Origin of the sequence: Actinomadura sp. NTSP31, from assembly GCF_041951385.1 — a bacterium.
GTDB lineage: Bacteria > Actinomycetota > Actinomycetes > Streptosporangiales > Streptosporangiaceae > Spirillospora > Spirillospora napierensis.
Map to the genome: position 1 here is coordinate 452,559 of NZ_JBGNUT010000002.1, position 24,440 is coordinate 476,998.

The following is a 24,440-nucleotide window of genomic DNA, read 5'->3' on the forward strand; positions in this document are numbered from 1 at the left end:
ATGCCCAACATTAGGACGTCGCGGATAACGTTCGCGTTCGGTTAGGTACGCACCGAACACGGCGGTTGCGGGCCGCCGCCCGCCCCGCGCCGCGGCTACTCGCGGGTAACCCCGGCGATATCGCGATTCGCCAGGTCGGATGTGACGAATCCCCTTACGGTGTGACCCGCACAGTCGTTAGGGTGCCCATCGCGCCGAGGTTCCCAGGCTCTTCCGGCGCAGGGCCCCCGCCCGCCGGCGCCGTCGGCGGCGCGGCGGGGACGGCGCCGGCCGCAAGGTGCCACCGCGAGTTCCGGAGCGGGTGGCCCCGGTGCGACGAGAGGTGACGGGGATTGAGCGGGGATCGATCCCCCGCGCGGGACGCGGGCCCGCGCGGGTTTCTCAGGCATTTCCGGCGCGACCGGTTCACCGGCCAGCTGGCGATCGGCCTCGCCGGCGTGCTCTGCGTGAGCGCGCTCGTCTACGGGGTCGGGACGGCGAGCGCCAAGTACCGGCTCGCCGACGTCGGCGCCTGGTTGAACGCGAGCGCCAAGGGCCTGGTCGTGCACGCCAACGGGCTGGCCGGCAAGGTCGACGGCAAGGCGGCCGTCGTCCCGCAGATGCGCGGCCACCACATCAAGGTCGTCCAGGACGGCGCGACGGTGCTGCTCGTCGACACCGACACCGGCGTGGTCAGCCGGATCGACCCGTCCCAGCTGAAGATCACCACGAGCCGGGCGGCGGGCGGCGCCGGCCTGCAGGTCCTCGCCGGCTCCGGCACCGCCTACACCATCGACTCCGTCAAGGGCCTCGTCCAGCGGATCGACCCGGTGAGCCTCGCGCCGATCGGACCGTCCGCCACGCTCACCGCGCCGCTCGGCCAGGCCGGCATCGACGGCGCGGGGGGCCTGTGGGTGCCGGTCCCGCAGAACGGGCAGGTCGTCCCGGTCCGCAACGGCCGGCCGGCGACGCCCGTGACCGCCGGGCGCGCCGGCGACCGGCTCGCCCTCACGATCGCCGCCGGGACGCCCGTCATCGTCGACAGCACCTCCGCCGCGGCGCTCGTCGTGCGGCCCGAGGGCGTCCAGCGCGTCACCCTGCCCGCACAGGTCTCGAAGGCCCCCGACGGGGTCCGGGTCCCGCCGGTCGCCGACGGCCAGATCGTCCCGATCCTCGGCGCGGGCGGCTCGCTGTACCTGCTCGACGCCGGCGCCGGACGGGTCGAGTCCGTCGCGCTGCGCGTCCCGCACCACGCGTTCGAGGCGCCGCACGTCCTCGGGCCCCGCGTCTACCTGCCCGACCGGACGGCCGGGCGGCTGCTGGTGTTCAACACCGACCGGGGCGCCTGGGAGGCGCCGATCACCGCGTCCCGGCCCGGCGGCACGATCGAGGTCATCACCCGCGACCACATGCTCTGGGTCAACGACCCCGAGGGCTCCACCGCGCTCGCCCTCGACCCGAACGGCGCGATCAAGCACGTCCAGAAGTACGCCGACCACGTGCCGGGCGGCGCCCGCCGCCCCCTCCCCGTCCGCGCCGGCCCCGGCGACGGCAACGGCAACCGGAACGGCGGCGGCCCCGGCCACGGCGGCGGCGACCCCCTCCCGCCGTCCGGGCGGCCCCCGCGGCCGCCCGCGAAGCAGGACCCGACCGCGCCCGACCCGCCGACGCCCATCGCGTCCGGCGACAACGGCTCGATCAAGGTGCGGTTCACGCCCGCCGTCCAGCCGCAGGGCGTCTACCCGGTCGGCCGCTTCGTCCTGCTGGGCGCCGACGACCGGCCCGTCAAGGGCGCGACGCCCGCGCAGTTCCCGGGGAGCGCGCAGAGCGGCACGTTCACGGTCGGCGGCCTCGAATGCGACGGCACCACGCACCGCTTCAAGGTGGCGGCCGAGTACAAGGGCAAGAACGGCGGCACGGCGTACAGCCCGTCCGGCGTGGTCGGCGCCACCGCCTGCACCGCCCCCGGCCCGCCCACCGCGCTCAAGGCGGCCGGCGTCAACCACGGCGCCCAGCTGACCTGGGCCAAGGCCGCCGGCTACGACGTCACCTACGTGATCGGTTCCCCGTCCGGGACCACCACGACGACGGGCACATCGAAGACCGTCACGGGCCTCACCAACGGAACCACGCCGATCACGATCACTGTGACCTCGCACAACGGAGCGGGCGACTCGACGCCGGTGAGCACATCGGTCACCCTCGACCCGGCTCAGCACACCAACGTCTACAACGGCCACCACAACGACAACACGACCACGACCCTGCATACGGCAGCAGGCTTGAACGCGCCGGACGACGGCAAGTTCCCCCAGGGATTCACAGGGTCGGTGACCGTCATCTGCCAGGTTCAGAGTGATTCGGTCACCGACCTCAACGACCCCAGCCTCAAGAGCGGCATCTGGGACAAGATCAACTACGGCGGGCGGGAGCGCTGGGTCAGCGACCTCTATGTGACGACGCCGAATTCCGATGCCGGGGCCTTCTCCTCGCCGACCGTCTGGGGGTGCACCTGATGACCGAGAACGCCGCAGCGGATCCCGAGGCGCTCGCGGGGCGGTTCTCGCAGATGTTCGCGGCGCTGGTGCAGAACATCGAGCGGGTCGTCCGCGGCAAGCGGGAGAAGGTGGAGCTGGCGCTGGTCTGCCTGCTGGCGGAGGGGCACCTGCTCGTCGAGGACGTGCCGGGCGTCGGCAAGACGACCCTCGCGCGGGCGCTGTCGGCGTCGGTGGAGGCGCAGTGGGCGCGCATCCAGTTCACCCCCGACCTGCTGCCGAGCGACATCACCGGGGTGTCGATCTACAACCAGGGGACGAACGGGTTCGAGTTCCACGCCGGGCCGATCTTCGTGAACCTGGCGGTCGCCGACGAGATCAACCGGGGGTCGCCGAAGACGCAGTCGGCGCTGCTGGAGGTCATGGAGGAGCGCCGGGTGACCGTGGAGGGGACGCCGCATCCGGTGCCGCGCCCGTTCATGGTGATCGCGACGCAGAACCCGGTCGACATGGACGGCACGTACCCGCTGCCGGAGGCGCAGCTCGACCGGTTCCTGATGCGCATCTCGATGGGGTACCCCGACCATGAGGCGGAGGTGGCGCTGCTGGCGGGCGCGCCGACCGGCGCGATGCTGGACCGGCTGCCGCCGGTGCTGGGCCGCGAGGACCTCGCCCGCATGATCGACTTCGCGCAGCGGCTGCACGTCGCGCCGCCGCTGTACGACTACGTGGTCCGGGTGGTGGCGGCGACCCGCGACCACCCTGACCTGCGGCTCGGCGCGAGCCCGCGGGCGAGCGTGGCGCTGCTGCGCGCGGCGCGGGTGCGGGCGGCGGCGGCCGGCCGGTCCTACATCGTCCCGGAGGACGTGAAGGTCCTGGCGGCGCCGGTGATCGCGCACCGGCTGATCGTGGCGCCGGAGGCGGAGCTGCGCGGGCGCACCGGCCCCGACGTGGTCGGGGAGGCCCTGGCGAACGTGCCGACACCGCAGGCCGCAGGGGTCTGAGGTGCTGACGCCGCTCGGATGGGGGACGGCGGCCGCGTCGGCGGTGCTGTACGCGGCGGGCTGGTGGCTCGGCTACCCGGAGCCGGCGATGCTGGCGGTCGCGGGGCTCGCGGCGGTGGCGGCGGCGGTGCTGTGGACGCTGCCGGGCCCGAAGCTGACGGTCCGCCGGGACATCGCGCCGGTGAGGGTCGCGCGCGGCGATCCGGCGGTGGGCGTCCTGCACGTGACGAACGAGGGCCGCGCCGTCCGCGGGCTCAGCGCGCGGGACGCGGCGGGCCCGGCGGACGTGGCGGTGGACGTCCCGAGGCTCCGCGCGGGCGGGACCCGCAGCGTGACCTACCGGCTGCCGACCGGGCGGCGCGGAGAGATTCCGGTGGGGCCGCTGCGGCTGGTCCGGGCGGACCCGCTGCGGCTGGCGCGCCGGGTGCGCGAGTACGGGACGCCGCGCACGCTGCTGGTGCGGCCGCGGACGGTGCCGCTCGCCCCGCTGCCGTCGGGCCGCGCGCACCATCTGGAGGGGCCGACCAGCGACCGGTCCCCGGCGGGGACGGCGACGTTCCACGCGCTGCGCGAGTACGTGATCGGCGACGAGCTGCGGCACGTCCACTGGAAGTCGTCGGCGCGGACGGGGACGCTGATGGTCCGGCAGCTCGTGGACGCGAGCCTCCCGGTGACGACGGTGGTGCTGGACGCGCGGCCGGAGGCGTGGCCGGAGCCCGACGACTTCGAGCTGGCGGTGGACGCGGCGGCGTCGGTGGCGGCGGGCGCCGCGTCGGCGACCTTCCCGGTGCGGGTGCTGACCGGGGCGGGGCCGGTGGCGGACACGCGCGGCGGGCCGGGCGACGCCGAGGCGCTGCTGGACCGGCTCACCGCCGTCGCGACCGAGCCGGGCCCGCGGTCGGCGGTGGACGCGGCGCGCCGCGTCCCCGCGGGCGGTTCGCTGGTCGTGATCACGCGGGACGGCGGCGACCTGGGCCGGGTCGCGTCGGTGCGGAGCCGGTTCGACCGGGTCGTGGTGCTGCGGGTGCGGCCGGAGCGGCCCGCGCCGGCGCCGGCCGGCGTGCACGTGGTCGACGTCGGTGACCTGGACGGCCTCGCGGAGGCGTGGCGGCGGATCGGGAGCGCCCGGTGACCCGGTACGCCTCGCTCGCCGTGACGGCGTGCCTGTGCGCCGTCGCGGGGCTGGCGTTCCAGCGGGTGTTCGGGCTCGGGCCGGTGCTGCCGGTCGCGGTGGTCGCCGCGGTCGTTCCGACGGTGCTCGCGGGCCTGCTGTCAGGGCCGCGCAAGGGCGGGCGCCCGTGGCCGCTGTGGACGTCGCTGGTGCTGACCGTGGTCGCGTGGGCGGGCACGGCGGCGGTGACCGTGCTGCGGCCGGCGCTGGGCGACGGGACGTTCCCGCAGACGCTGCGGGAGGGGGTGCTCGGCTCGTGGAAGTCGATCCTCACCACGCTGCTGCCCGCCCCGGCGAAGCCCGAGTACCTCGTCCTGGTCCACGCGCTGGTGTGGCTGGCGGCGTTCGCGTCCGCCGAGATCGCGCTGCGGACGCCGCTGCGCGCGCTGCCGGCCGTCCCGCCGCTCGGCGTGTGGGCGGCGGCGCTGCTGCTCGGCGTGGACGGCCCCGGTTCTAACCTGCCGCTCGCCGCCGCCACCGTCGTGCTGGTCGCGGTGCTGGTCCTCGTCCGCGCGGACGGGCCCGCCTCCGGCCCGGCCTGGCGGCCGCTGCTGGCCGGGCTGCCCGCCGCCGCCGTCCTCGGCGCGCTCGCGCTGGCGCTCGGCCCCGTCGTGCCGGTCAGCGCCGACCCGTACGACCCGCGCGAGCAGGTGCAGGCGCCGCCGCCGCAGCAGCGCGACAGCGTCAGCCCGCTCGACCGCGTCGGCGGCTGGCTGCTCACCCCCGACCAGGTCATGTTCACCGTGCGGTCGAAGCGGACCGAGATCGAGCGGCTCGCCGTCCTCGACGCCTTCGACGGCGTGACCTGGACGTCCACCGCCCGGTTCGTCCCGACGGGGAGCCGGGTGCCCGAAGGGCCGAAGCCGCGCAAGAAGCACGGGGTAGCGCAGCGCGTCACGATCGGCGCGCTGCCGGGCGTGTACGTGCCCGCGCCGGACCGCCCCCGCGAGGTGGACGGCCTCGGCGTCGTCGTCGACCCGGCCGGCGGCGCGCTCGCCGCCGCGAAACCGCTGCGGCCGGGGCAGGCCTACACGGTCTCCTCCGAGGTCCCCGAGTGGTCGGCGGACGACCTGGCCGGCGCGGGCGTCGCCGACGACGCCGAGGCCCGGGCCGACCGGCGGCTGCCGTGGGGGCCGGGCGCGACGAGGCCGCCCGTCCAGCTCGCCGAGTTCCGCGGGTTCGCGCAGGCCGCGACGCAGGGCGCGGCGTCCCCGATCCAGAAGGCGGCGATGCTCGCCGAGTACCTCAAGCGGTACGCCAGGTACGACGTGACCGCGCCGCCCGGGCACGGCTACCGGCAGCTCGACTACTTCCTCGGCGAGGGCCGGCGCGGCACGCCCGAGCACTTCGGCACCGCCTACGCGCTGCTCGCCCGCACGCTCGGGCTGCCGTCCCGCGTCGTCGTCGGCTTCGACGGAGGGAACCGCTCCGGCGACACCGTCCAGTACCGGTCCGGGGACGTGATGGTGTGGCCGGAGGTGAAGTTCGCCGGGCTCGGCTGGGTCCGGTTCAACCCGCTGCCCGACAGCGCGCGCCGCTCCAAGAGCAACGACTCGGTCGCGGCGGGCGAGACGGAGAAGAAGCTCGAGCAGGCGCAGAAGAACGCCGCCTCGCAGACGCGCGGCTCCGGGGCCGGCAAGACCCCGCGGAAGACGCCGCCGAAGCCCGCCGCCGCCCATGACGCGCCCGCGCCGTGGTGGGTGTTCGCGTCGCTCGCCGTCGCCGCCCTGGTCCTGGCCTACCTGCTCGCCGTCCTACTGGCGCCCGCGCTGCGCAGGCGGCGCCGCCGGACGGGCGAACCCGGCGACCGCATCACCGGCGCCTGGCACCAGGCGCTCGACCACCTCGCGGACGTCGGCCTGGCCACCGCCCGCACGCTGACCGCGCACGAGGTCGCCCGGTTCGGGGCGTCCGCCGTCGGCGAGGACGCCCGCGGCCACCTCGGGCCGCTCGCCGAGCTGGTCGACCGCAGCCGCTTCGCCCCGGCGCGGCCGGACCCGCGCGCCGCCGAGGAGGCCTGGCACCACACCGATCGGCTCGGACGCCTCGTCACCGCGAGGGCGGGCCGGCTGCGCCGGCTGCGCCGCCGCCTCCACCCCCGCTCGCTCCGCGGCCGCCGCGCGGGCGCGCGGCGGGGAGGCTGACGGCGATCTCGCCGCCGAGCACCGCGCCCGACTCCAGGGCGAGGTCGTCGCCGCTCCAGAACCGTCCCGGATCGAACCAGTTCGGGCGGCGGCCCTTCGGGAGCAGCCCCATCGCCTGGTACGTCACCGCGACGATCTCCGCGCAGAACGCCGTCTCCAGGTCCGGGTCCCGGTCGGCCGGGCGGCGGATCGGGACCCGGCCGCGCAGCCACCGGGACGCCAGCCGCGACGTGGACGGGAACGGCGTGCCGTCCAGCCGGGCCACCGCGCGCAGCGCCGCGTCCTCCATCGCCCGCGACGGCGGCGGGTCCAGCTGCCGCAGCCAGGCCCGCTGCCCGTACCGGTCGCCCCAGGTCAGCACCGCGGCGCGCAGGTCGTGCAGCTGCGCGCCGCGCCGGTGGCCGCCCGCCCACAGGTCCGGCAGCGAACGGCCGAGCTCGGCGTGCCACATCAGCGGCGGCAGATCGTCGATGACCAGGGACATGCCGACGTGGTTCACCGGGCTGTTGGTCGTCATCTGGATGGCGCGGTCGGCGACCGTGCGGCCGCGGAACAGCCACACGTCGCCGGTGCGGGTGAGGTCGGCGGCCTGGTCCAGGGTGATGCTCGTGCCCGGCATGTCGATACCGTAGCCGCATGCGGTGGTGGAGAAGGGCCGGCCTGTGGAAGGCGCTGGGCATCGCGGGGTTCCTCGGCGTGGCGGCGACGGGGGCGGTGGTCGTGCGCTCCGAGCGGCGGCGCCGCGCCTACACGCCGGAGGAGATCCGGAGCCGGCTGCACGAGCGGCTGGACCAAGCAGCGGGAGACCGGGCGGCCGGAGACGGGTCGTGACGCCGGTGCGGCGGGTCCGTGTGCCCGGTGCGGTCGACCTGGAACTCGCGTGGGAGGCCGTGTCCGGGGTGCTCGCGCCGACGCCGGTCGTGGCGTCCGGGCTCGCGCCCGGCGCGCTGCTGAAGCTGGAGACCCTCCAGCCGACCGGGTCGTTCAAGGTGCGCGGCGGGCTCGCGGCCGTGGCGGCGCTGCCGGACGGGGAGCCGGCCGTCACCGCGAGCGCGGGCAACCACGGCCTCGGCATGGGGTACGCGGCGGCGCGGTGCGGCGCGGACGTGACCGTGGTCGTGTCGACGCGCGCGTCGCGGGTGAAGGTGGACAGGATCGGTGCCTATCCGGTCCGGCTCGTCCAGCACGGCGACACCTATGACGAGGCGGAGGCGCACGCGCTGACGCTGCCCGGCCGCTACGTCTCGCCCTACAACGACCCGGCGGTCATCGCCGGGCAGGGCACCATCGGCCGGGAGCTGGACGCGCAGCTGGACGGGGAGCTCGGCGGGCCGCTCACCGTGATCGCGCCGGTGGGCGGCGGCGGGCTGCTCGCCGGGCTCAGCCTGTGGGCGCGCGGACGCGGCGACGTGCGGGTCGTCGGCGTGGAGTCGGCGGTGTCGCGCGGCGTGTCGGCGTCGGTGCAGGCCGGGCGCGTCGTCGAGGTGGAGGTCGGCGAGACGTTCGCCGACGGGCTGCCCGGCAACCTGGAGGCCGGCTGCGTGACGCCGGAGGTGATCGGGCCCGGCGCGGTGCTCACCGCCGTCACCGACGCGGAGATCCGCGCCGCGCTGCGCTGGCTGCACGCCGAGCACGGCCTGGTCGCCGAGGGCGCGGGCGCGGCGGGCGTCGCCGCGGTGCTGGCCGGGAAGGTCGAGGTCACCGGGCGTCCGGTCGTGGTGGTGTCCGGCCGCAACATCACGGTCCCGACGTACGTGGACGTCCTGGCGAACGCCTGAGATCCGGGACCTCGTCGCCGCCCGTCCGGAGCCGCTACGGCGCGGTGCGCGGACCGTGGACGCACACGGGTTGCGACCACGCCACGTCCGGGGCCTTGCCCTGGCGGAGCCGCACGACCGCGCCGACCTTGAAGCAGTAGCGGGCCTTCGGCCGCAGGCCGGGCACGGTGAAGGACCGCGCGTTCGCCGGGGCCGACTGGACCGCGGCGGTCCCGGCCGGCTGCCGCCGGACGAGCAGCGGCAGCCCGCGTGCCGCCTCCGGCAGCGTCCAGGTGAGCACCGCCGTGCGGCCGGCCGGCCGCACGGCCAGGCGGCGGGGACGGGCGGCGTTCAGCTGCGCGGCGGTCGGCGGCTGCTCCGCGCCCGCGCCCTGCTGCCCCGCGCCCTGCTGCCCCGGCGCGGCGGGCGGCGGGCCGCTCGTCGTCTCGTTCGGAGCGGGCGGGTCCCCGCCGTCGCCTTGACCGGACAGGGCGAGCGCGCCGACGCCCAGCGCCGCGCCGCCGGCCAGCGCCACCGCCGCCGCGATGATCAGCCCACGGCGGGGGCCGTTCTGCGGCGGTCCCGCCGGGAGGTCCTGCGGTGGCGGCGCGGGCGCGGTGTGCGGTGACGTGGCCGAGCCGTTCGGCTGGGGGCCGGTGGTCTCCCGCCCGCCGGCCGGCCACGCGGCGGCGGGAGGCGGGGACGGCGGCGCCGGAGACTCGGCGGGCGGTTCCGGGGTGGTCGGCGCCCAGTCCGGCACCGGCGGAGGGCCCGAACGCTCCGGGAAGGACAACCGGGACGGATGCGAGCCGGACGACGAGGAGTCCTGCAGCGGCAGCGCGGACCGCGAACCGGTCGGCTGCGGCAGGACCGACACGCCGGTGGCCGCCACGTCCGTCATCGGCAGCCCCAGCTCGCCCTGCACCTGCTGCAGCGCCTGCGCGAACTCCACCGCCGAGCCGTGGCGGTGCTCGGGCGCCTTCGCCATCGCGCGGCCGATGACCTCGGCGACCGCCGGAGGCACGTCCGGGCGCGGGATCGGCGGGGGCGGGTCGTTCAGGATCCGCAGCATCAGCGGCGCGATGCCCTCGCCGGGCGGCCCCTTGAACGCCGGGCGCCCGGCCAGCAGCTGGTACAGCGTCGAGCCGAGCGAGTAGATGTCGGCGCCGACCCCGGGCGGCCTTCCCTCCAGCACCTCCGGCGCGGCGTGGTGCGGGGTGAACGCCTGGGTGTGCGTGGCGTCGAACGAGTCGACCAGCCGGGCGATGCCGAAGTCGGCCAGCGCCGGCTCCCCGTACCGGGAGACCAGCACGTTCTGCGGCTTGACGTCGCGGTGCAGCACGTCGGTCTCGTGCGTGGCGGCCAGGGCGCCCGCCATCTTCACCCCGATCCGCAGCGTCTCGGCGACCGGCAGCGGCCCCTCCCGCGCGAGCCGGTCGGTGAGCGCGCCGTGCTCGAAGTACTCCATCGCGATGTAGGGGCGGCCGGAGCGGGCCGTCCCGGTGTCCAGCACGGTCACGATGTTCGGATGCCCCGACAGCCGTCCGGTGATCTTGCATTCGCGCTGGAAGCGGCGCATCGCGGCGTCGTCGACCGAGCTGATCGACAGCACCTTCAGCGCCACCATCCGGTCCAGCCGCTCCTGGTGCGCGCGGTAGACCACGCTGAAGCCGCCCTCGCCGACCTGCTCCAGCACGCGGTAGCCCGGGACGTCCTCGGTCATGGGCGGGGGGTCCTTCTCCTGCTCGTCCGGTGGTGCGCACCATCGCGGCGGGGGCGCGAGCGGCGGCCGGGGAGTCCCCGGAGGCCAACAGCGTAGTACGGGGACGAATCGGGCGCGGGTGGTCTCGCGTCACCGCGCCCGCGCGCGCCCGCCTCTCGCCGCTTCCGTACCGAAATGGCGCGACATTTCTTTTGGCCTTCCTCATCGTTGCCCCAATTCCGCTCCACCGCGCGGCGGTGCCGCCTAACCTCGGTCTTCGCGATGCGAGGAACGCCGCGTCAGGAGAAGGGGGAGCAGCCCGCCGTGACGGAGGATGTCATTGCGAGCCGGGTGCGGGAATCGCCGCCCGCGAAATCGGATTACGGAAATCTCGTCCGGATGGCGTATTTCGTTCTGCCGGGCCGCGGGAAGCGCGTCTACCGGCTGGCGATCGCCCGCCGGATCGTGGACGGCACCGCCCGCGGGCCCCGCGACCGCACCGCGCCCGGCCTCGCCCGCCGCCGCACCCGCGTGCTGCGCCGGGCGCTGCGCCCCTCCCGCCGGCTGCAGATCGGCCTCGGCCCCTGGCTGCGCGCGCTGCCCGCGCGGCTGCCCGACCCGGCGCTGACCGCCGCGCTCGCCGAGCTCGACCCGCACGTCCGCGTCGCCTACGTGCTGCTGCGCATCGAGGGCCTGCCCAAGTACGCCGTCCGCGACCAGCTCCGGGAGCTGCGGGTGCGCGACCCGTGGGCGGTCATCGACGCCGCCTGTGCCGTGGCGATCCCCGTCCCGCGCCGCGCCGAGCGCTTCGACCCCGCGCACCTGCGGCCCGTCCGGACCCGGTCCGTGCTGCCGCTGGCGACCGCCGCCGTCCTCACCGCCGGGCTGGTCGCCGTCCTGGCCCACACCGGTTCGAGCGGCCCCGGCGGCACCCGCCCCGCCGCCGTCCGCGACCTGCGGCTCGTCCCGGCGGCGCCGTCCGCCCGGGCCGGCGGGGCGCGCACCCTCGACGCCTGGCCCGCGCGCGGCGACCTCACCGGCGACCGGGCGTTCCTCGACCGCGCCGCCGCCGCATGGGCCGCCGCCAAGGGCGACCGCGAGCCCGGCGGCCGCACCGCCCAGCTGCTCTACGCCGGCCGCGCCGGCGGCGCGCCGCTCGCGCTGATGCGGCGCGGCGACCGCATCGCCCGCTACACCGCCGCCGGCCTGGACGTCGCCACCGCCGGCACCGACCCGTCCGCCCCGATCGCCCTCGGCGGCGGACGCTACCTCCTCGCCCCCGGGAACCCCGCGCCCCGGGCCCTGGACGGCACCGGCCTGCCCGTCCGGGACGGCGTCGTCGCGCCCGCGCCCGCCCGCACGCCCTGCGGCCGGGGCCCGCTGTTCCACCTCGGCGACCGCACGTTCGGCGACCTCGGCGGCGCGCGCGCCGCCGTCCTCACCTTCCACTCGCCCGCCTACGAGCCGTCCGGACGCCCGTCCCCGCCCGCCCGCCTCGGCCCCGGCGCGCTGAAAGCATGGAGCCGCCTCGGCTGCCTCGGACCGGCGCGGCATCGGCCGGTCACCGGCGCGATGGCCTGGAACTTCTGGTCCGGGACGCTCCCGCACGGCGGCGCGTCCGCCGACTGGTTCTGCACCCGCACCGCCTACGCGGACGGCGCTGCGGACGGCACGTCCGCGCTCCTCGCCCGCAAGGCCTACGCCACCGGCGCCTGCGACGCCCGGCGCCCGGTGGCCGGCACCTGGTGGCAGGCCCCGTCCGGCCGCTGGTACTACCTCGCCGCCGCCGGAGCCGGGCTCGTGCCGCGCGCGCGGGGGCCGATCGGCACGCCCGCGGTCGCGCACCGGCTGCTCGTCGCCCCGCCGGAGCGCCGCCCCGGCGCCCCGGTCGCCCTCACCGCCGCGCCCCGCTGAACGGGGCCGGTCAGAAGCCACTTACTCCGGTCGGGCACACTAGGGTTACCGAACGGGATTCAGGGTGTCGGGCCGAAAGGGGTCGCAGATGGGCAAGGGGCCGCTCTCCGGAGTACGGGTGATCGAGCTGGCCGGGATCGGGCCCGGGCCGTTCGCCGCGATGCTGCTGGCCGACCTCGGCGCCGAGGTGATCCGCGTCGACCGCGCCTCCGCGGTGCGCGGCGAGGCCGCCGGCGGCACCGACTTCAGCAACCGCGGCAAGCGGTCGATCGGCGTCGACCTCAAGAGCGAGAAGGGCAAGGAGGTCGTGCTCCGCCTCGCCGAGAAGTCCGACATCCTGCTCGAGGGCTTCCGGCCCGGCGTCACCGAGCGCCTCGGCCTCGGCCCGGACGACTGCCTCGCCCGCAACCCCCGCCTCGTCTACGGCCGCATGACCGGCTGGGGCCAGGAGGGCCCGCTCGCGCAGACCGCCGGCCACGACATCGGCTACATCGCCATCACCGGCGCCCTGCACGCCATCGGCCGCGCCGGCGGCCCCCCGCAGGTGCCGCTGAACCTGCTCGGCGACTTCGCCGGCGGCAGCATGTACCTCGTCGTCGGCGTCCTCGCCGCCCTCCTGGAGGCCAAGACCAGCGGACGCGGCCAGGTCGTCGACACCGCGATCGTGGACGGCGCCGCCCACCTGTCCACCTTCATCCACGGCTTCCTCGCCGGCGGCATGTGGCAGGACCAGCGCGGCGTCAACTTCCTCGACACCGGCGCCCCCTGGTACGACGTGTACGAGACCGCCGACGGCGGGCACATGGCGGTCGGCGCGATCGAGCCGCAGTTCTACGCCGAGTTCGTCCGCCGCCTCGGCATCGACACCGAGGGCCTGCCCGACCAGCAGGACCGCGCCGGCTGGCCCGAGCTGCGCGAGCGCTTCGCCGCCGCGTTCAAGGCGAAGACCCGCGACGAGTGGACCGAGGTTTTCGTGCCCAGCGACGCGTGCGTGGCGCCCGTCCTGTCGATGAACGAGGCCAAGGAGCACCCCTTCAACACCGCCCGCGACGTGTTCCCCGAGCGCTCTGGCCACCGCCAGCCCGCTCCCGCGCCGCGCTTCTCCCGCACCGCCACCGACACCGACGGCCTGCCCGTCCTGCCCGGCGGCCAGACCCGCGCCGTCCTGGAGGACCTCGGGTTCGAGGACGTCGACGCCCTCCTCGCCGACGGTGCCGTCGCCCAGGCCTGACACCCGCGAAGGGCGCCCGGCGGGAAACCCGCCGGGCGCCTTCGCGCGTCAGCGCCTTTCCTGTCGGGAGCCGCGCCGCAGCGTGATGGACATGACGTCGCTCGGGCCGTCCAGTTCCAGGCGGTGCCAGCGGCCCCGGGGCACGATCACCGCGCTGCCCGCCGGGAGCCGGACCATCTCCTCCTCGCCGCCGGGCTCCTCGGGCTGGAAGTACATGCGGAACCCGCCGCCGGCCAGGCAGCAGACCGCCTCCTCGGCCGCCGGGTGCACCTCCCAGTGGTCGGAGTGGACGTCCGCGTCGGTCTCGACGTGGAACGCCGCCACCTGCCAGCCGCCGTCGTCGGTGGTCATGCGGCGCACGGCGCTGTTCACCCCGCCGTCGGGGTAGAAGTTGAGGGCGAGGGCGAACATCTCGATCGGCTGCGTCATGACGGTGTTCCTTCCAGTCGGTTCTCCGCCGGAGCGGCGGACGGTACGGGCGCGGCCTTCCGTCGGTGGGGGAGTGCCAGCGCGACGAGCGCGGCCAGCACGAACAGGGCCGCTGAGACGGTGAGGCTCAGCGCGTAACCGCCGTTCAGGGCGGACGGGGACGTCGCGTCGCCGGTGCGGTGGGCGGCGACCGTGGCGAGGGCGGCCAGGCCGACGCAGCCGCCGAGCTGGCGGGAGCTGTTGAGCAGCCCCGAGGCCGTCCCGGCCTCCCGCGCCGCGACCCCGGTGGTCGCCGCGGCGGCGACCGGGGCGAGCACGAGCCCGATGCCGACGCTGCCGACCACCGACGGGCCGAGCACGTCGGTGACGAAGCCGCCGTCCGGGCTGATCCGGGTGAACCAGGCCAGGCCCGCGGCGGCGAGCAGGCTGCCCGGCACCAGCGCCGCGCGGGGCGAGCGGTTCCCGGCGACCCGGGTCGCGAGCAGCGTGCCGAGCACGACGCCCGCCGAGAAGGGCAGGAAGGCCAGGCCGGTCTCCGCGGCGCCCATGTGCAGCACCTGCTGCATGTAGAGGGAGACGAAGTAGAACGCGGCGAACTGGCCCGCCGCCGCCAGGAAGACGATCAGGTTCGCGCCCGCCACCCACCGGCCGCGCAGCAGGCCGAGCCGGACGATCGGCGCGCGGACCCGGGCCTCCACGGCGACGAAGGCGGCGAGGAGCAGGGCGGCGGCGCCGAGGCAGGCGAGGGTCGCCGGGGCCGTCCAGCCGACGGCGTCGGTGCGCACCACGCCGAAGACCAGCAGCCCGAACCCGGCGGTCGCCAGCACCGCGCCGGGGACGTCCATCCGCTCGCGCGGGCCCGTGCGCGCGGGGGCGGCCACGCCCGCCGGGACGAACGCGAGGGTGAGCGCGACGAAGGGCAGGTTGACCAGCATCACCCAGCGCCAGCCCGCGTACTCGGTGAGCACGCCGCCCGCGAGCACGCCGAGGGCGCCGCCCGCCGCGTTCATCGCGCTCCACACGCCGAGGGCGCGCACGCGCGCGCGGCCTTCGGTGAACGTGGTGGTCAGCAGGGCCAGCGAGGCCGGTGCCGCCGCGGCGGCGCCGAGGCCCTGGCCGGCGCGCGCCGCGACGAGCTGCCACGGCGCCTGGGCGAGCCCGCCGGCGAGCGAGCACAGCCCGAACACGAGCAGGCCGAGGACGAACATCCGGCGCCGTCCGTACAGGTCGCAGGCCCGGCCGCCGAGCAGCAGGAACCCGCCGAAGGCGAGTGCGTAGGCGTGGACGACCCAGGACAGGTCGACCGGTGCGAAGCCGAGGGCGGTCCGGATCGCCGGGAGTGCGACGTTCATCACCGCCATGTCCAGCGCGAAGACGAACTGGGCGACGCAGGCCGCCGCCAGCACCGCCCCGGGGCGCGCCCGTTCTTTTTTATACATGTATAAAAACTAACCGGCGGCGGCCCCGGCTGTCGAGTCCGCGATGATGGGGGGCATGCCGCAACCGTCCGCCCAGCGGGGCAGGCCGCCCCGGATCTCCCGCGCCGAGATCGTCGAGACCGCGCGCCGGATCGTGGACGAGGAGGGCGTCGACCGGCTGACGATGCGGCGGCTGGCCAAGGAGGTCGGCAGCACGCCGATGGCGCTGTACCACCACGTCCGCGACAAGGAGCAGCTGCTCGTCCTGCTGCTGGACGACTACGCCGAGCGGATGGCGCGCGAGCCCGAGCTGCCCGCCGACCCCCGCGAGCGCGTCGTGGCGGCGGCGACCGCGATCCGCGGGACGCTCGCCGCCTGCCCCTGGATCGCGGAGGTGCTCACCGCCGACGACCTGCTGTCGCGCTCCGCGCTGTGGTTCGTCGAGCAGATCCTGGGCGGCCTGGAGGACTGCGGGCTGAGCCCCGAGCGGGCCGTGCACGGGTACCGGGCGATCTGGTATTACACCGCCGGGGAGATCATCGTGCGGGCCGCGGCGGCGCGGCGCCGGGCCGGCGACGAGCGCCCCACCTACCGCGAGCGGGTGTTCGCCGGCATCGACCCCGCCGAACTGCCCCGCCTCGCGCAAGTCGCGGACCGCTGGACGGCGCTGACCGCGCAGGACACCTACGCCGACGGCCTCCGCGCGCTGGTGGACGGGCTCGTCGGCGCACCGTAGCGAGGCGCCGGACCGCAGGTCGGGACGCGTGCGCGCGGCCCCGATTGTGAGTCGCCTGACAATTCCCTCGGGGCAACTGGCGAGTCTTGCTACAAGACCGAGCGGTAAAGCCGCCGTACCTTGTCAGCACCTCAGGTGATCACGCGGCGCCGCACCACCCCCAGATCCCACCCCCGACCCACGACGATTCGCGGCCGGATCCCGCATTACCGCTGCACGGGTTCCCGGCGCTTTTCGGCGTGCCCGCTTTAGGGAGATGACCATGCGTTTCAGGCGACTCAAGTCCTGGGCCGTCATCGCCGCGGCGATCCCCACCGCCATCGGGCTGACCTCCGTGGTCGCGCCCGCGGCCCACGCGGAGACGAGCCCGGACGGCGCCAACGACTGGAACTGCAAGCCGTCGTTCCTGCACCCCCGCCCGGTGGTGCTGGTGCACGGCACGTTCGAGAACATGGCGTTCAACTGGCAGAAGCTCTCGCCCGCGCTGAAGAAGGCCGGATACTGCGTCTACGCGCTCAACTACGGCGGCGCGAAGGACGCCCCGATCCAGGGGACCGGCGAGATCGCGGAGTCGGCGGGCCAGCTCGCGACGTTCGTCGACAAGGTGCTGGCCTCGACCGGCGCGTCCAAGGTCGACATGGTCGGCCATTCGCAGGGCGGGATGATGCCCCGCTACTACCTGAAGTTCCTGGGCGGCGCGGCGAAGGTCAACAAGCTCATCGGCATCGTCCCCTCCAACCACGGGACGAACCTGGACGGGCTGGTGGAGCTCGGCAGCCTGCTCGGCATCACGCAGGCCGTGGTGAAGGCCGCGCCGTCGGCGGGGGAGCAGATCACCGACTCCGACTTCCTGAAGAAGCTGAACGCCGGCGGCGACACCGTGCCGGGCCCGCAGTACATCGTGCTGTCGACCAAGTACGACGAGGTCGTCACGCCCTACACCTCGGAGTTCCTGAACGGCTCCAACGCGCAGAACGTGCTGCTGCAGGACAAGTGCCCGAACGACACCAACGCGCACGTCGGCATCGCCTTCGACCCGGTCATGATCAAGTTCGTGGAGAACTCGCTCGACATCTGGGGCCCGTACTGGCCCATCGACTGCGGCAACCCGCTCGGCTGACCTTTCCGGAGAAGCGGCGCCCGGCGGGACCCCTTTCGCCGCCGGGCGCCGTTCCGTGCTAGAGCCCGAGCCGTTTGCCGACGATCTCGTTCATGATCTCGTTAGTGCCGCCGCCGATGCCGAGAATGCGGGCGTCGCGGTAATGGCGCTCCACTTCCGATTCCCGCATGTACCCCATTCCGCCGTGCAATTGGACGGCCTCATGGACGACGTGCTCGCACGCGTAGACGGCGGTGTTCTTCGCGTACGCGGTCTCGGTGAGGACGTCCTCGCCGGCGGCGTGCCGTTCGGCGACCGAGCGGGTGTAGGCGCGCGCCACGTCCACCTGCCGCGCCATTTCGGCGACCTTGTGCCGGACGAGCTGCCGGGACGACAGCGGCCGGCCGAACGTCTCGCGGTCCCGGATCCACTGCAGGGTGAGGTCGAGGCAGCGCTGCGCGGTCGCGTACGCCTGGACGGCCAGCGAGAGCCGTTCGGTGACGAAGTTCTGCACGATCTGCAGGAACCCGCCGTTCTCCTCGCCGATCAGGTTCGCGGCGGGCACCCGGACGTCGGCGAAGGCGAGCTCGGCGGTGTCGGAGCACTGCCACCCCATCTTGCGCAGCGCCTTGGAGACGGTGAAGCCGGGCGTCCCCTTCTCGATGACGATGAGCGAGATCCCGCCGAAGCCGGGCTCACCGGTGCGGACGGCGGTGGTGACGAAGTCGGCCCGCACGCCGGAGGTGATGAACATCTTGGCGCCGTTGACGACGTAGGAGTCGCCGTCGCGGACGGCGGTGGTGCGGATGCCCGCCACGTCGGATCCGGTGCCGGGCTCGGTGACGCCGAGCGCGCCGATCTTCTCGCCCGCCAGGACGGGCCGCGCGAACCGGTCGATCAGGTCCTTGTCACCGGAGGCGATGAGGTGGGGGAGTGCGATGCCGTGCGTGAACAGGGACGCCACGACCCCGCCGGACCCGCCCGCCTGGATGATCTCCTCGGCGACGATCAGCGCGTCGAACAGCTCGCCGCCCGAGCCGCCGGCCTCCTCGGGGAACCCGGCGCCGAGGATGCCCGCCTCGGCGGCCCGGCGGTGCAGGGACCGGGGCAGCTCCCCGGCGTCCTCCCACTCCGGCAGCGAGGGGACGATCTCCCGCGCCGTGAAGTCGCGGACGAGCTCGCGCAGCGCCGCGCGCTCGGGGGTCTGCCAGGGGTTCAACGCGCCTCCTCGTGATTAGAACGAGGTTCGGAATCTAGCAGGCACCGCGGCGCGCCCCGGTGCGCAGGTCGTCCAGGCCGGGCGGCGCGGGCAGGTCCCCGGCCGGGATGCCGGTCAGCTCGCGGACGTGCCGGCGCAGCACCGTCCGCATCTCCTCCGGGCCGGTGCTCTTCGGCTCCAGGACGGCGTGCAGGGTCAGCCCGTCCACCAGCGCGTGCACCCGCGCCGCCTCGGCCTCGATGTCCAGGCCGGGGCGCAGCGCGCCGGCCCGGTGGGCGTGCCGGAGCGCGTTCGCGGCGGCCGAGCGCAGGTCGCCGTGCATCTCCCCGGCGAGCGGCCGCAGCTCGGGCCGGGTGCGGGCGCCGACGACGAACGCCAGCCACACCTCGGCCTCCTCGCGCCGTCCTGCGTCCAGCGGCAGCAGCTCGGCGAACAGCGCCTCCAGCGCGGCGGCGTGCTCGGCGGGCGGGGCCGCCGGGTCGGGGACGGCGAGCCGGCCCGCGCGCAGCCGCATCCGCTCGCCGGCCCGCTCGGCGAAGTACCGCATCGCGAAGATCATGATGTCGGCCTGGCCGCCGAAGTAGTGCCGGACGGAGCCGATGGCGAGGCCGGCCTCGGCCGCCACGTTGCGCAGCGAGGCCTGCTCCAGGCCGTCCCGGCGGGCGACGCGGAAGACGGCCTCGGCCACCTCGCGGCGGCGGGCCTCGGGATCGACGATCTTCGGCATCCCCCTTTTATAGCACGTCCGTGCTACTTCGGTGCGGGCCTAGCCGAGGGCGTCGGCGACGGCCTTGGACCACAGGGCCAGGGCGTCGTCGACCTGGGAGGCGTCCACCACCAGCGGCGGGATCATCCGGACGACGTTGCCGAACGCGCCGCAGGTGAGCAGCAGCAGGCCGTGCTCGGCGGCGGCGCGCTGGGCGCGCTGGGCGGCGGCCGTGTCGGGCCCGCCGTCCGGCCCGGTGAACTCGCAGGCCTGCATCAGCCCGAGCCCGCGCACGTCGCCGATCTCCGGACGGCCGGCCGCGACCTCGCGCAGCCCCTCGTTCAGCCGGGCGCCGAGCACGGCGGCGTTCTCCACCAGGTTCTCGTCCCGGATGACCTCCAGGGTGGCGAGCGCGGCGGCGCACGCGACCGCGTTGCCGCCGTAGGTGCCGCCCTGCGAGCCCGGCCACGCCTTCTCCATCAGCGCCTCCGGCGCCGCGATGGCCGACAGCGGGAACCCGCTGGCCAGGCCCTTCGCGGTGATGAGCACGTCGGGACGGGCCGCCGAGTGCTGGTGGCCCCAGAACCGGCCCGTCCGGCCGTATCCGGTCTGCACCTCGTCCATGACGAGCAGGATCCCGTGCCGGTCGGCGCGCTCGCGCAGCCCCTCGAGGAAGGCGGGCGGCGCCGGGATGTAGCCGCCCTCGCCGAGCACCGGCTCGACGACGAACGCGGCGGTGTCGGACGCCGGGCTGGACGTGGCGAGCGCGTAGTCCAGCTCGCGCAGCGCGAAGCGGGTCGCCTCGTCCTCGTCCCACCCGTACCGGTAGGCCTGCGGGAACGGCGTGACGGCGACGCCCGGCATCACCGGGCCGATACCCGCGCGGAACTTCGGGCCCGCGGTGGTGAGGGCGGCGGCGCCCATCGTCCGTCCGTGGAAGGAGCCGTGGAAGACGACGATGTTCTGCCGCCCGGTGGCGTGCCGGGCGAGCCGGATGGACGCCTCGACCGCCTCGCTGCCGCTGTTGAGGAAGAACAGCGAGTCCAGGCCGTCCGGCAGGACGTCGCCGAGCGCCTCCACCAGCCGGAGCAGCGGCCGGTGCATCACCGTCGTGTACTGGCCGTGGATCAGCGTGCCGACCTGCTCCCGCGCCGCCTCCACGACGCGCGGATGGCAGTGCCCGGTGTTCGTGACGCCGATGCCGGCGGTGAAGTCCAGGTAGCGGCGGCCGTCGGCGTCGTAGAGGTGGACGCCCTCGCCGCGTTCGGCCAGGACGGGGGTGGCCTGCTTGAGCAGGGGTGAGAGCTGAGCCATCGCGTCCTCCGGTAGATTGTCGACAATCTGCACGCTAGGTCCCTCGGGACCGGTTGTCCAGGGCGGCCGCTACGAGGTGCGCAGCCGCTGGATGGAGTCGGTCATGTGCTCCTCGATCAGCTGGAGCAGCCGCTCCTCCTCGCCGTCCCCGATCGCGTCCACGAGGCGGCGGTGCTCCTCGACCAGCTCCGCGGGCTCGGGGTACTTGTCCTGCAGCGCGTTCAGGCACATCCGCGTCTCCACCAGCAGCGTGTGCGCCATCCGCTCCAGCCGGGGGCTGCCGGACGAGCTGACCAGCACCTCGTGGAACGCCTGGTCGGCGTCGCTCATCGCGACCCGGTCGCGCTCGCGCGCCGCGTCGATCAGCGCCTCCAGGGCCTCGGTGAGCCGGGCGACCGCCTCACCCCGGTTCCGCTGCATGATCAGCCGGCAGGCGGACCGCTCGATCGCCAGCCGGGTGAGGTAGACGTCCTCGACGTCGCCCTCGTCCATGCTGATCACGAACAGGCCGCGGTGCGGCTCGCTGAGCAGCAGCCCCTCCTGGACGAGGCGCTGCATCGCCTCGCGCAGCGGGCCGCGGCTGATGCCGAGCCGCGCGGCCAGCTCCGCCTCGCCGAGCTGCGCGCCCGGCTCCAGCGCCCCGTACATGATCGCCGAGCGCAGCTCGTCGGACACGATCTCGACCGTCGACCTGCGCGGGACGGGTTCCAGCTCACCCAACCGGCCCATCGGCGGGCCCCTTTCGTCATAGCTGCCAGGGATCTCCTCCCGGCGCCGGGGCGGGCGCGGCGAACAGCCGGCCGAGGCCGGCGCGCGGCGCGAGCCCGGCCGGGCCCGCGGCGAGCCGCAGCCCCTCCCACACGCTCACCTGGTTGGCGGTGAGCACCGGCTTGCCGACCCGCTCCTCCAGCTCGTCGAGCCAGCACACGGTGTGCAGCGCGGTGTCGGGCACCAGCACCGCCTCGGCGTCGGGATGGTCGTTGGCCGCGACGAAGGACAGGACCTCCGCGCGGCCGAGGGTGCCGACCTCGGCGGCGGTGACGATGCCCCGGCAGGACAGCGCCACCACCTCGATGCCGGCGTGGCCGAGGAACGCGCCGAACCGCTCGGCGACGTCGGCCGGATAGGTCGCGGCCACGGCGACCCGGCGCAGCCCGAGCGCGCGGGCCGCGTGCACGAACGCGAACGACGTGCTGGAGGCGGGGACCCCCGCGGCGTCCCGGACGCCCCGGACCTGCGCGGCGGCCCCGTCCCAGCCGAACACGAAGCTGCCGCTCGTGCACGCCCACACGGCGGACTGCACGCCCATCGCGCGCAGCTCGCGGGCGCCGTCACCGAGCACGTCGTCGCCGCCGATGTCGAGCAGCGCGTCCACCCGGTGCGCGTCCTCGCGCATCAGCGTGTGCACCACCGGCAGGCTGACGCCGCCCGCCCCTGAGCTCCGCAGGGCGCGCTCGATGGCGGGGTAGTCGTCCTCGGCGCTGTAGCCGGGGTAGAGGAACCCCGCGGCGTGACCGTTCTGCTGCATGTTGTCGACAATCCTACCTTCATCGATCATGCCGTTGCCGATCATGGCGGGTCAGGCGGCGGTCGGGCGGCTGAGCTGGACCAGCGACTGCCCGGCACCGGCCGCCGAGCGGCCCATCGCGCGCAGCGCCGAGCACATCGTGACCTGGTTGGCGGTGAGCACCGGCTTGCCGATCATCTGCTCCAGCGGGGCGATGATGTCGTAGGTCGGCACGTTGGTGCAGCTGATGAACACCGCCTCGGCCTCCGGCCGGTCCACCGACGACACCGCGCTGACGATCTCGCCGTAGCCGACCTTCCAGATGTGGCTGAGCAGCCCCATCCCGACCGACGACACCACCTCGATGCCGTACTCGCCGAGGAAGGAGACCAGCCGTTCGGTGACCGCGTCGATATAGGGCGTCACCACCGCGATCCGGCTCGTGTCCAGCAGCCGCAGCGACTCCACCAGCGCGCCGGAGGTGGTGGCCGCGGCGGGCGCGCCCGCCCCGACCATCGTCCGGTGCAGCGCCAGCTCGCCCGCCTTGCCGCGGACGAAGCTGCCGGACGCGCAGGCGTAGGCGACCGCGAGCGGCTCGGGGGAGAGCACGTCGCGGGTCGCCTGCCGGACGATCGAGTGGTCCGACAGCGCCGAGGCCATCTCGACGGTGACCGGCACCGGCACGTACGGCAGCCGGGTCATGAACAGGGACACGTCGTCGGGCGTCCACCGCCACAGCTCGCGGTCGAGCGCGAAGTCGAACGGCGCGACCACGCCGATGCCCTGCTGGGCGACCAGCTCGGGCCCGACGACCAGCGTGGGGTCGAATGTCATCTGCGCGGCCACCGCTCTAGGACTCGTGCCGGCGGTAGACCAGGCGCTCGCCGACGGCACCGGACCGCCAGACGTCGTTGCACGCCTCGGCCATCCGGTCCAGCCCGTCGACGATCGTCGCGTACACGTTGCCGGGCACCCAGCCGACGTCCCCGTTCAGCAGCAGGTTGTTGCGGCCGTAGAAGATCGCCAGATCGATGACGCCGGGCAGCCCGTGGATGTTCTTCTCCTCCTTGAACGCCCGGTCGAGCATGCCGCCCGGGAAGGAGAAGTACACGACGTCGCCGGGGATCGGTGTCACGGTCGGGTTCTCCAGCCCGACCTCCTCCTCGGCGAACCGCTCCACCATCGTGTAGACCTCGTTGCGCGCGTACTTGGCGTGGTAGGCGTCGCCGCCGAGGGGCAGGGCGCGCCATACCGCCTCGCAGGTCCGCGGCGCGTCCTTCTCCAGGAGCTCGGCGACGCAGGACACGCCGCGCTTCTCCAGTGCGATGGTCATGAGCTTGGGCATGCCGGACCTCCCCGTGGACAGGGGTGGGCGAGAGCGTCGCCACCCGAAAGGACTCTTGCGTTAGAGCGCTCTGGGACCCGTCCTGGCCTTGGGCTATACGGTTGCGACGGTCTTGCAGCACGATCAGCGCGGTCACCTGGTACGTCGACCTCGTTGATTGTTGACAATCCTACGAAGCGTTCCTAGCGTGTCAATGCCCTCCCGCGTTGCCATCCCGTAAATTCCCGAACCCCGAAAGTGACCGCCGATGGAGCATGGTCCGCACGCGCCCGGTGAGCCGCCCCGCGTGGTGGTGCTCCAGGGGGACGTCCCGCCGCCCGGAATGCAGGCCGCCGAACGCCTCGCGCACGTGGTGCGGGTGCGCGAAACACGGCTCGCGGACGCCCTTCCCGGCGCCGACGCGCTGTTCATGTGGGACTTCTGGTCGGACGCCCTCGCGGCGGCGTGGCCGCCCGAGGGCGGGCCGCGCTGGGTGCACATCGCCAGCGCCGGCGTCGACCGGCTGCTGTTCCCGGCGCTGGTCGAGGGCAACACCATCGTCACCAACTCGCGAGGCGTCTTCGACGAGCCGATCGCCGAATACGTCCTCGGGCTGGTGCTGGCCTTTGCCAAAGATTTGCCCGGCACGGTGCGGCTGCAGGACGAGCGGCGCTGGCGGCACCGCGAGACCCAGCGGATCACCGGCGCCCGCGCGCTCGTCGCCGGGACCGGCCCGATCGGCCGCGCCATCGCCCGCCGGCTGTCCGCCGCCGGGCTGCGGGTGTCGGGCGCCGGCCGCACCGCCCGCGCCGATGATCCCGACCTCGGCGTCGTCCACCCGATGGAACGGCTGCACGACGCGCTGGAGGAGGCCGACTACGTCGTGCTCGCGGCGCCGCTCACCCCGGACACGCGCGAGATGATCGACGCCGCCGCGCTCGCCCGGATGAACCCGGCCGCGCGGCTGATCAACGTCGGGCGCGGGCAGCTGGTGGCCGAGGACGACCTGGCCGGCGCGCTGCGCGCCGGCCGCATCGCGGGCGCGGCGCTCGACGTGTTCGCCGACGAGCCGCTCGCGCCGTCGTCCCCGCTGTGGGGCCTGCCCAACGTGATCGTCTCGCCGCACATGTCGGGGGACGTCGTCGGCTGGCGCGACGAGCTCGTCCGGCTGTTCACCGACAACCTCGACCGCTTCGTGCACGGCCGCGAGCTGCGCAACGTCGTCGACAAGCGCCTGGGCTACGTGCGCCCGGGGGCACCCGTCCAGTACGCCGAACCGAGGGGGTAACCG

Annotated in this window: 22 protein-coding genes; 11 read left to right on the forward strand and 11 right to left on the reverse strand. The window is 74.9% G+C overall.

Translation table 11 applies throughout. The features are described from left to right. The first annotated feature begins 332 nt into the window (after positions 1-332). The 4 genes from ACA514_RS04865 to ACA514_RS04880 are packed head-to-tail and all read left to right on the forward strand — an operon-like array spanning position 333 to position 6,793. Positions 333-2,495, forward strand: a complete 2,163-nt coding sequence (locus tag ACA514_RS04865; RefSeq protein WP_375039760.1) for a hypothetical protein — start codon at positions 333-335, stop codon at positions 2,493-2,495. Further along, positions 2,495-3,478, forward strand: a complete 984-nt coding sequence (locus tag ACA514_RS04870) for an AAA family ATPase (protein WP_375039761.1) — start codon at positions 2,495-2,497, stop codon at positions 3,476-3,478. Before ACA514_RS04865 ends, ACA514_RS04870 begins: the two co-directional genes overlap by 1 nt. A gap of 1 nt (position 3,479) precedes the next feature. After that, positions 3,480-4,610, forward strand: coding sequence for a DUF58 domain-containing protein (locus tag ACA514_RS04875; protein WP_375039762.1), 1,131 nt, complete (start codon positions 3,480-3,482; stop codon positions 4,608-4,610). After that, positions 4,607-6,793 carry a DUF3488 and transglutaminase-like domain-containing protein gene (locus ACA514_RS04880; RefSeq protein ID WP_375039763.1) on the forward strand — a complete coding sequence of 729 codons (2,187 nt, stop codon included), beginning with the start codon at positions 4,607-4,609 and terminating at the stop codon, positions 6,791-6,793. The genes ACA514_RS04875 and ACA514_RS04880 overlap by 4 nt, the downstream gene beginning before the upstream one ends. Here ACA514_RS04880 and ACA514_RS04885 read toward each other — a convergent pair. Continuing rightward, positions 6,699-7,412, reverse strand: a complete 714-nt coding sequence (locus tag ACA514_RS04885) for a hypothetical protein (protein WP_375039764.1) — start codon at positions 7,410-7,412, stop codon at positions 6,699-6,701. The genes ACA514_RS04880 and ACA514_RS04885 overlap by 95 nt on opposite strands. 17 nt (positions 7,413-7,429) lie before the next feature. Here ACA514_RS04885 and ACA514_RS04890 point away from each other — a divergent pair, with 17 nt between their 5' ends. Together ACA514_RS04890 and ACA514_RS04895 are read left to right on the forward strand one after the other, a co-directional pair. Next, the gene (locus tag ACA514_RS04890; protein ID WP_375039765.1) at positions 7,430-7,624 is read left to right on the forward strand and encodes a hypothetical protein; all 195 of its coding nucleotides are present in this window, start codon (positions 7,430-7,432) and stop codon (positions 7,622-7,624) included. Continuing rightward, positions 7,621-8,571: a threonine/serine dehydratase gene (locus ACA514_RS04895; protein ID WP_375039766.1), complete on the forward strand. Its 951-nt coding sequence runs from the start codon at positions 7,621-7,623 to the stop codon at positions 8,569-8,571. Before ACA514_RS04890 ends, ACA514_RS04895 begins: the two co-directional genes overlap by 4 nt. Positions 8,572-8,605: 34 nt before the next feature. On the opposite strand, the gene ACA514_RS04900 is transcribed toward ACA514_RS04895, so the two are convergent. Beyond that, entirely contained in the window at positions 8,606-10,273 is a 1,668-nt protein-coding gene (locus ACA514_RS04900) for a protein kinase (protein ID WP_375039767.1), read from the reverse strand. 378 nt (positions 10,274-10,651) lie between these two features. Here ACA514_RS04900 and ACA514_RS04905 point away from each other — a divergent pair, with 378 nt between their 5' ends. Both ACA514_RS04905 and ACA514_RS04910 read left to right on the forward strand, forming a co-directional pair. Then, a complete protein-coding gene (locus ACA514_RS04905; RefSeq protein ID WP_375039768.1) occupies positions 10,652-12,166 on the forward strand; it encodes a hypothetical protein in 1,515 nt (504 codons plus the stop codon). Between the two features lie 88 nt (positions 12,167-12,254). Further along, entirely contained in the window at positions 12,255-13,397 is a 1,143-nt protein-coding gene (locus tag ACA514_RS04910; RefSeq protein WP_375039769.1) for a CaiB/BaiF CoA transferase family protein, read from the forward strand. A 48-nt stretch (positions 13,398-13,445) separates the two neighbouring features. On the opposite strand, the gene ACA514_RS04915 is transcribed toward ACA514_RS04910, so the two are convergent. Further along, on the reverse strand, positions 13,446-13,826 hold the full coding sequence (locus tag ACA514_RS04915; protein ID WP_375039770.1) for a cupin: 381 nt from the start codon (positions 13,824-13,826) through the stop codon (positions 13,446-13,448). After that, positions 13,823-15,265, reverse strand: a complete 1,443-nt coding sequence (locus tag ACA514_RS04920) for an MFS transporter (protein ID WP_375039771.1) — start codon at positions 15,263-15,265, stop codon at positions 13,823-13,825. Before ACA514_RS04920 ends, ACA514_RS04915 begins: the two co-directional genes overlap by 4 nt. A 55-nt stretch (positions 15,266-15,320) precedes the next feature. Here ACA514_RS04920 and ACA514_RS04925 point away from each other — a divergent pair, with 55 nt between their 5' ends. Next, a complete protein-coding gene (locus ACA514_RS04925; RefSeq protein WP_375039772.1) occupies positions 15,321-15,980 on the forward strand; it encodes a TetR/AcrR family transcriptional regulator in 660 nt (219 codons plus the stop codon). 262 nt (positions 15,981-16,242) lie between these two features. Continuing rightward, positions 16,243-17,100 (forward strand): esterase/lipase family protein, encoded by an 858-nt coding sequence (locus ACA514_RS04930; protein WP_375039773.1) that lies wholly within the window; start codon positions 16,243-16,245, stop codon positions 17,098-17,100. A gap of 58 nt (positions 17,101-17,158) precedes the next feature. On the opposite strand, the gene ACA514_RS04935 is transcribed toward ACA514_RS04930, so the two are convergent. The 7 genes from ACA514_RS04935 to ACA514_RS04965 all read right to left on the reverse strand — a co-directional run bounded on the left by ACA514_RS04935 (position 17,159) and on the right by ACA514_RS04965 (position 23,158). Next, on the reverse strand, positions 17,159-18,298 hold the full coding sequence (locus ACA514_RS04935) for an acyl-CoA dehydrogenase family protein (RefSeq protein WP_375039774.1): 1,140 nt from the start codon (positions 18,296-18,298) through the stop codon (positions 17,159-17,161). 34 nt (positions 18,299-18,332) lie between these two features. After that, a complete protein-coding gene (locus ACA514_RS04940) occupies positions 18,333-19,025 on the reverse strand; it encodes a TetR/AcrR family transcriptional regulator (protein WP_375039775.1) in 693 nt (230 codons plus the stop codon). Positions 19,026-19,064: 39 nt separating this feature from the next. Next, complete coding sequence (locus ACA514_RS04945; protein WP_375039843.1) at positions 19,065-20,318, reverse strand: aspartate aminotransferase family protein; 1,254 nt, start codon at positions 20,316-20,318, stop codon at positions 19,065-19,067. Positions 20,319-20,387: 69 nt separating this feature from the next. After that, positions 20,388-21,047: a GntR family transcriptional regulator gene (locus ACA514_RS04950; protein WP_375039776.1), complete on the reverse strand. Its 660-nt coding sequence runs from the start codon at positions 21,045-21,047 to the stop codon at positions 20,388-20,390. Between the two features lie 16 nt (positions 21,048-21,063). Next, complete coding sequence (locus ACA514_RS04955) at positions 21,064-21,846, reverse strand: maleate cis-trans isomerase (RefSeq protein WP_375039777.1); 783 nt, start codon at positions 21,844-21,846, stop codon at positions 21,064-21,066. Positions 21,847-21,897: 51 nt separating this feature from the next. Next, positions 21,898-22,659, reverse strand: coding sequence for an Asp/Glu racemase (locus ACA514_RS04960; RefSeq protein WP_375039778.1), 762 nt, complete (start codon positions 22,657-22,659; stop codon positions 21,898-21,900). A gap of 16 nt (positions 22,660-22,675) precedes the next feature. After that, entirely contained in the window at positions 22,676-23,158 is a 483-nt protein-coding gene (locus ACA514_RS04965) for a DUF3830 family protein (protein WP_375039844.1), read from the reverse strand. Positions 23,159-23,417: 259 nt separating this feature from the next. Between ACA514_RS04965 and ACA514_RS04970 the strand changes: the two genes are divergently transcribed. Beyond that, entirely contained in the window at positions 23,418-24,437 is a 1,020-nt protein-coding gene (locus tag ACA514_RS04970) for a D-2-hydroxyacid dehydrogenase (RefSeq protein ID WP_375039779.1), read from the forward strand. Positions 24,438-24,440 lie beyond the last annotated feature (3 nt).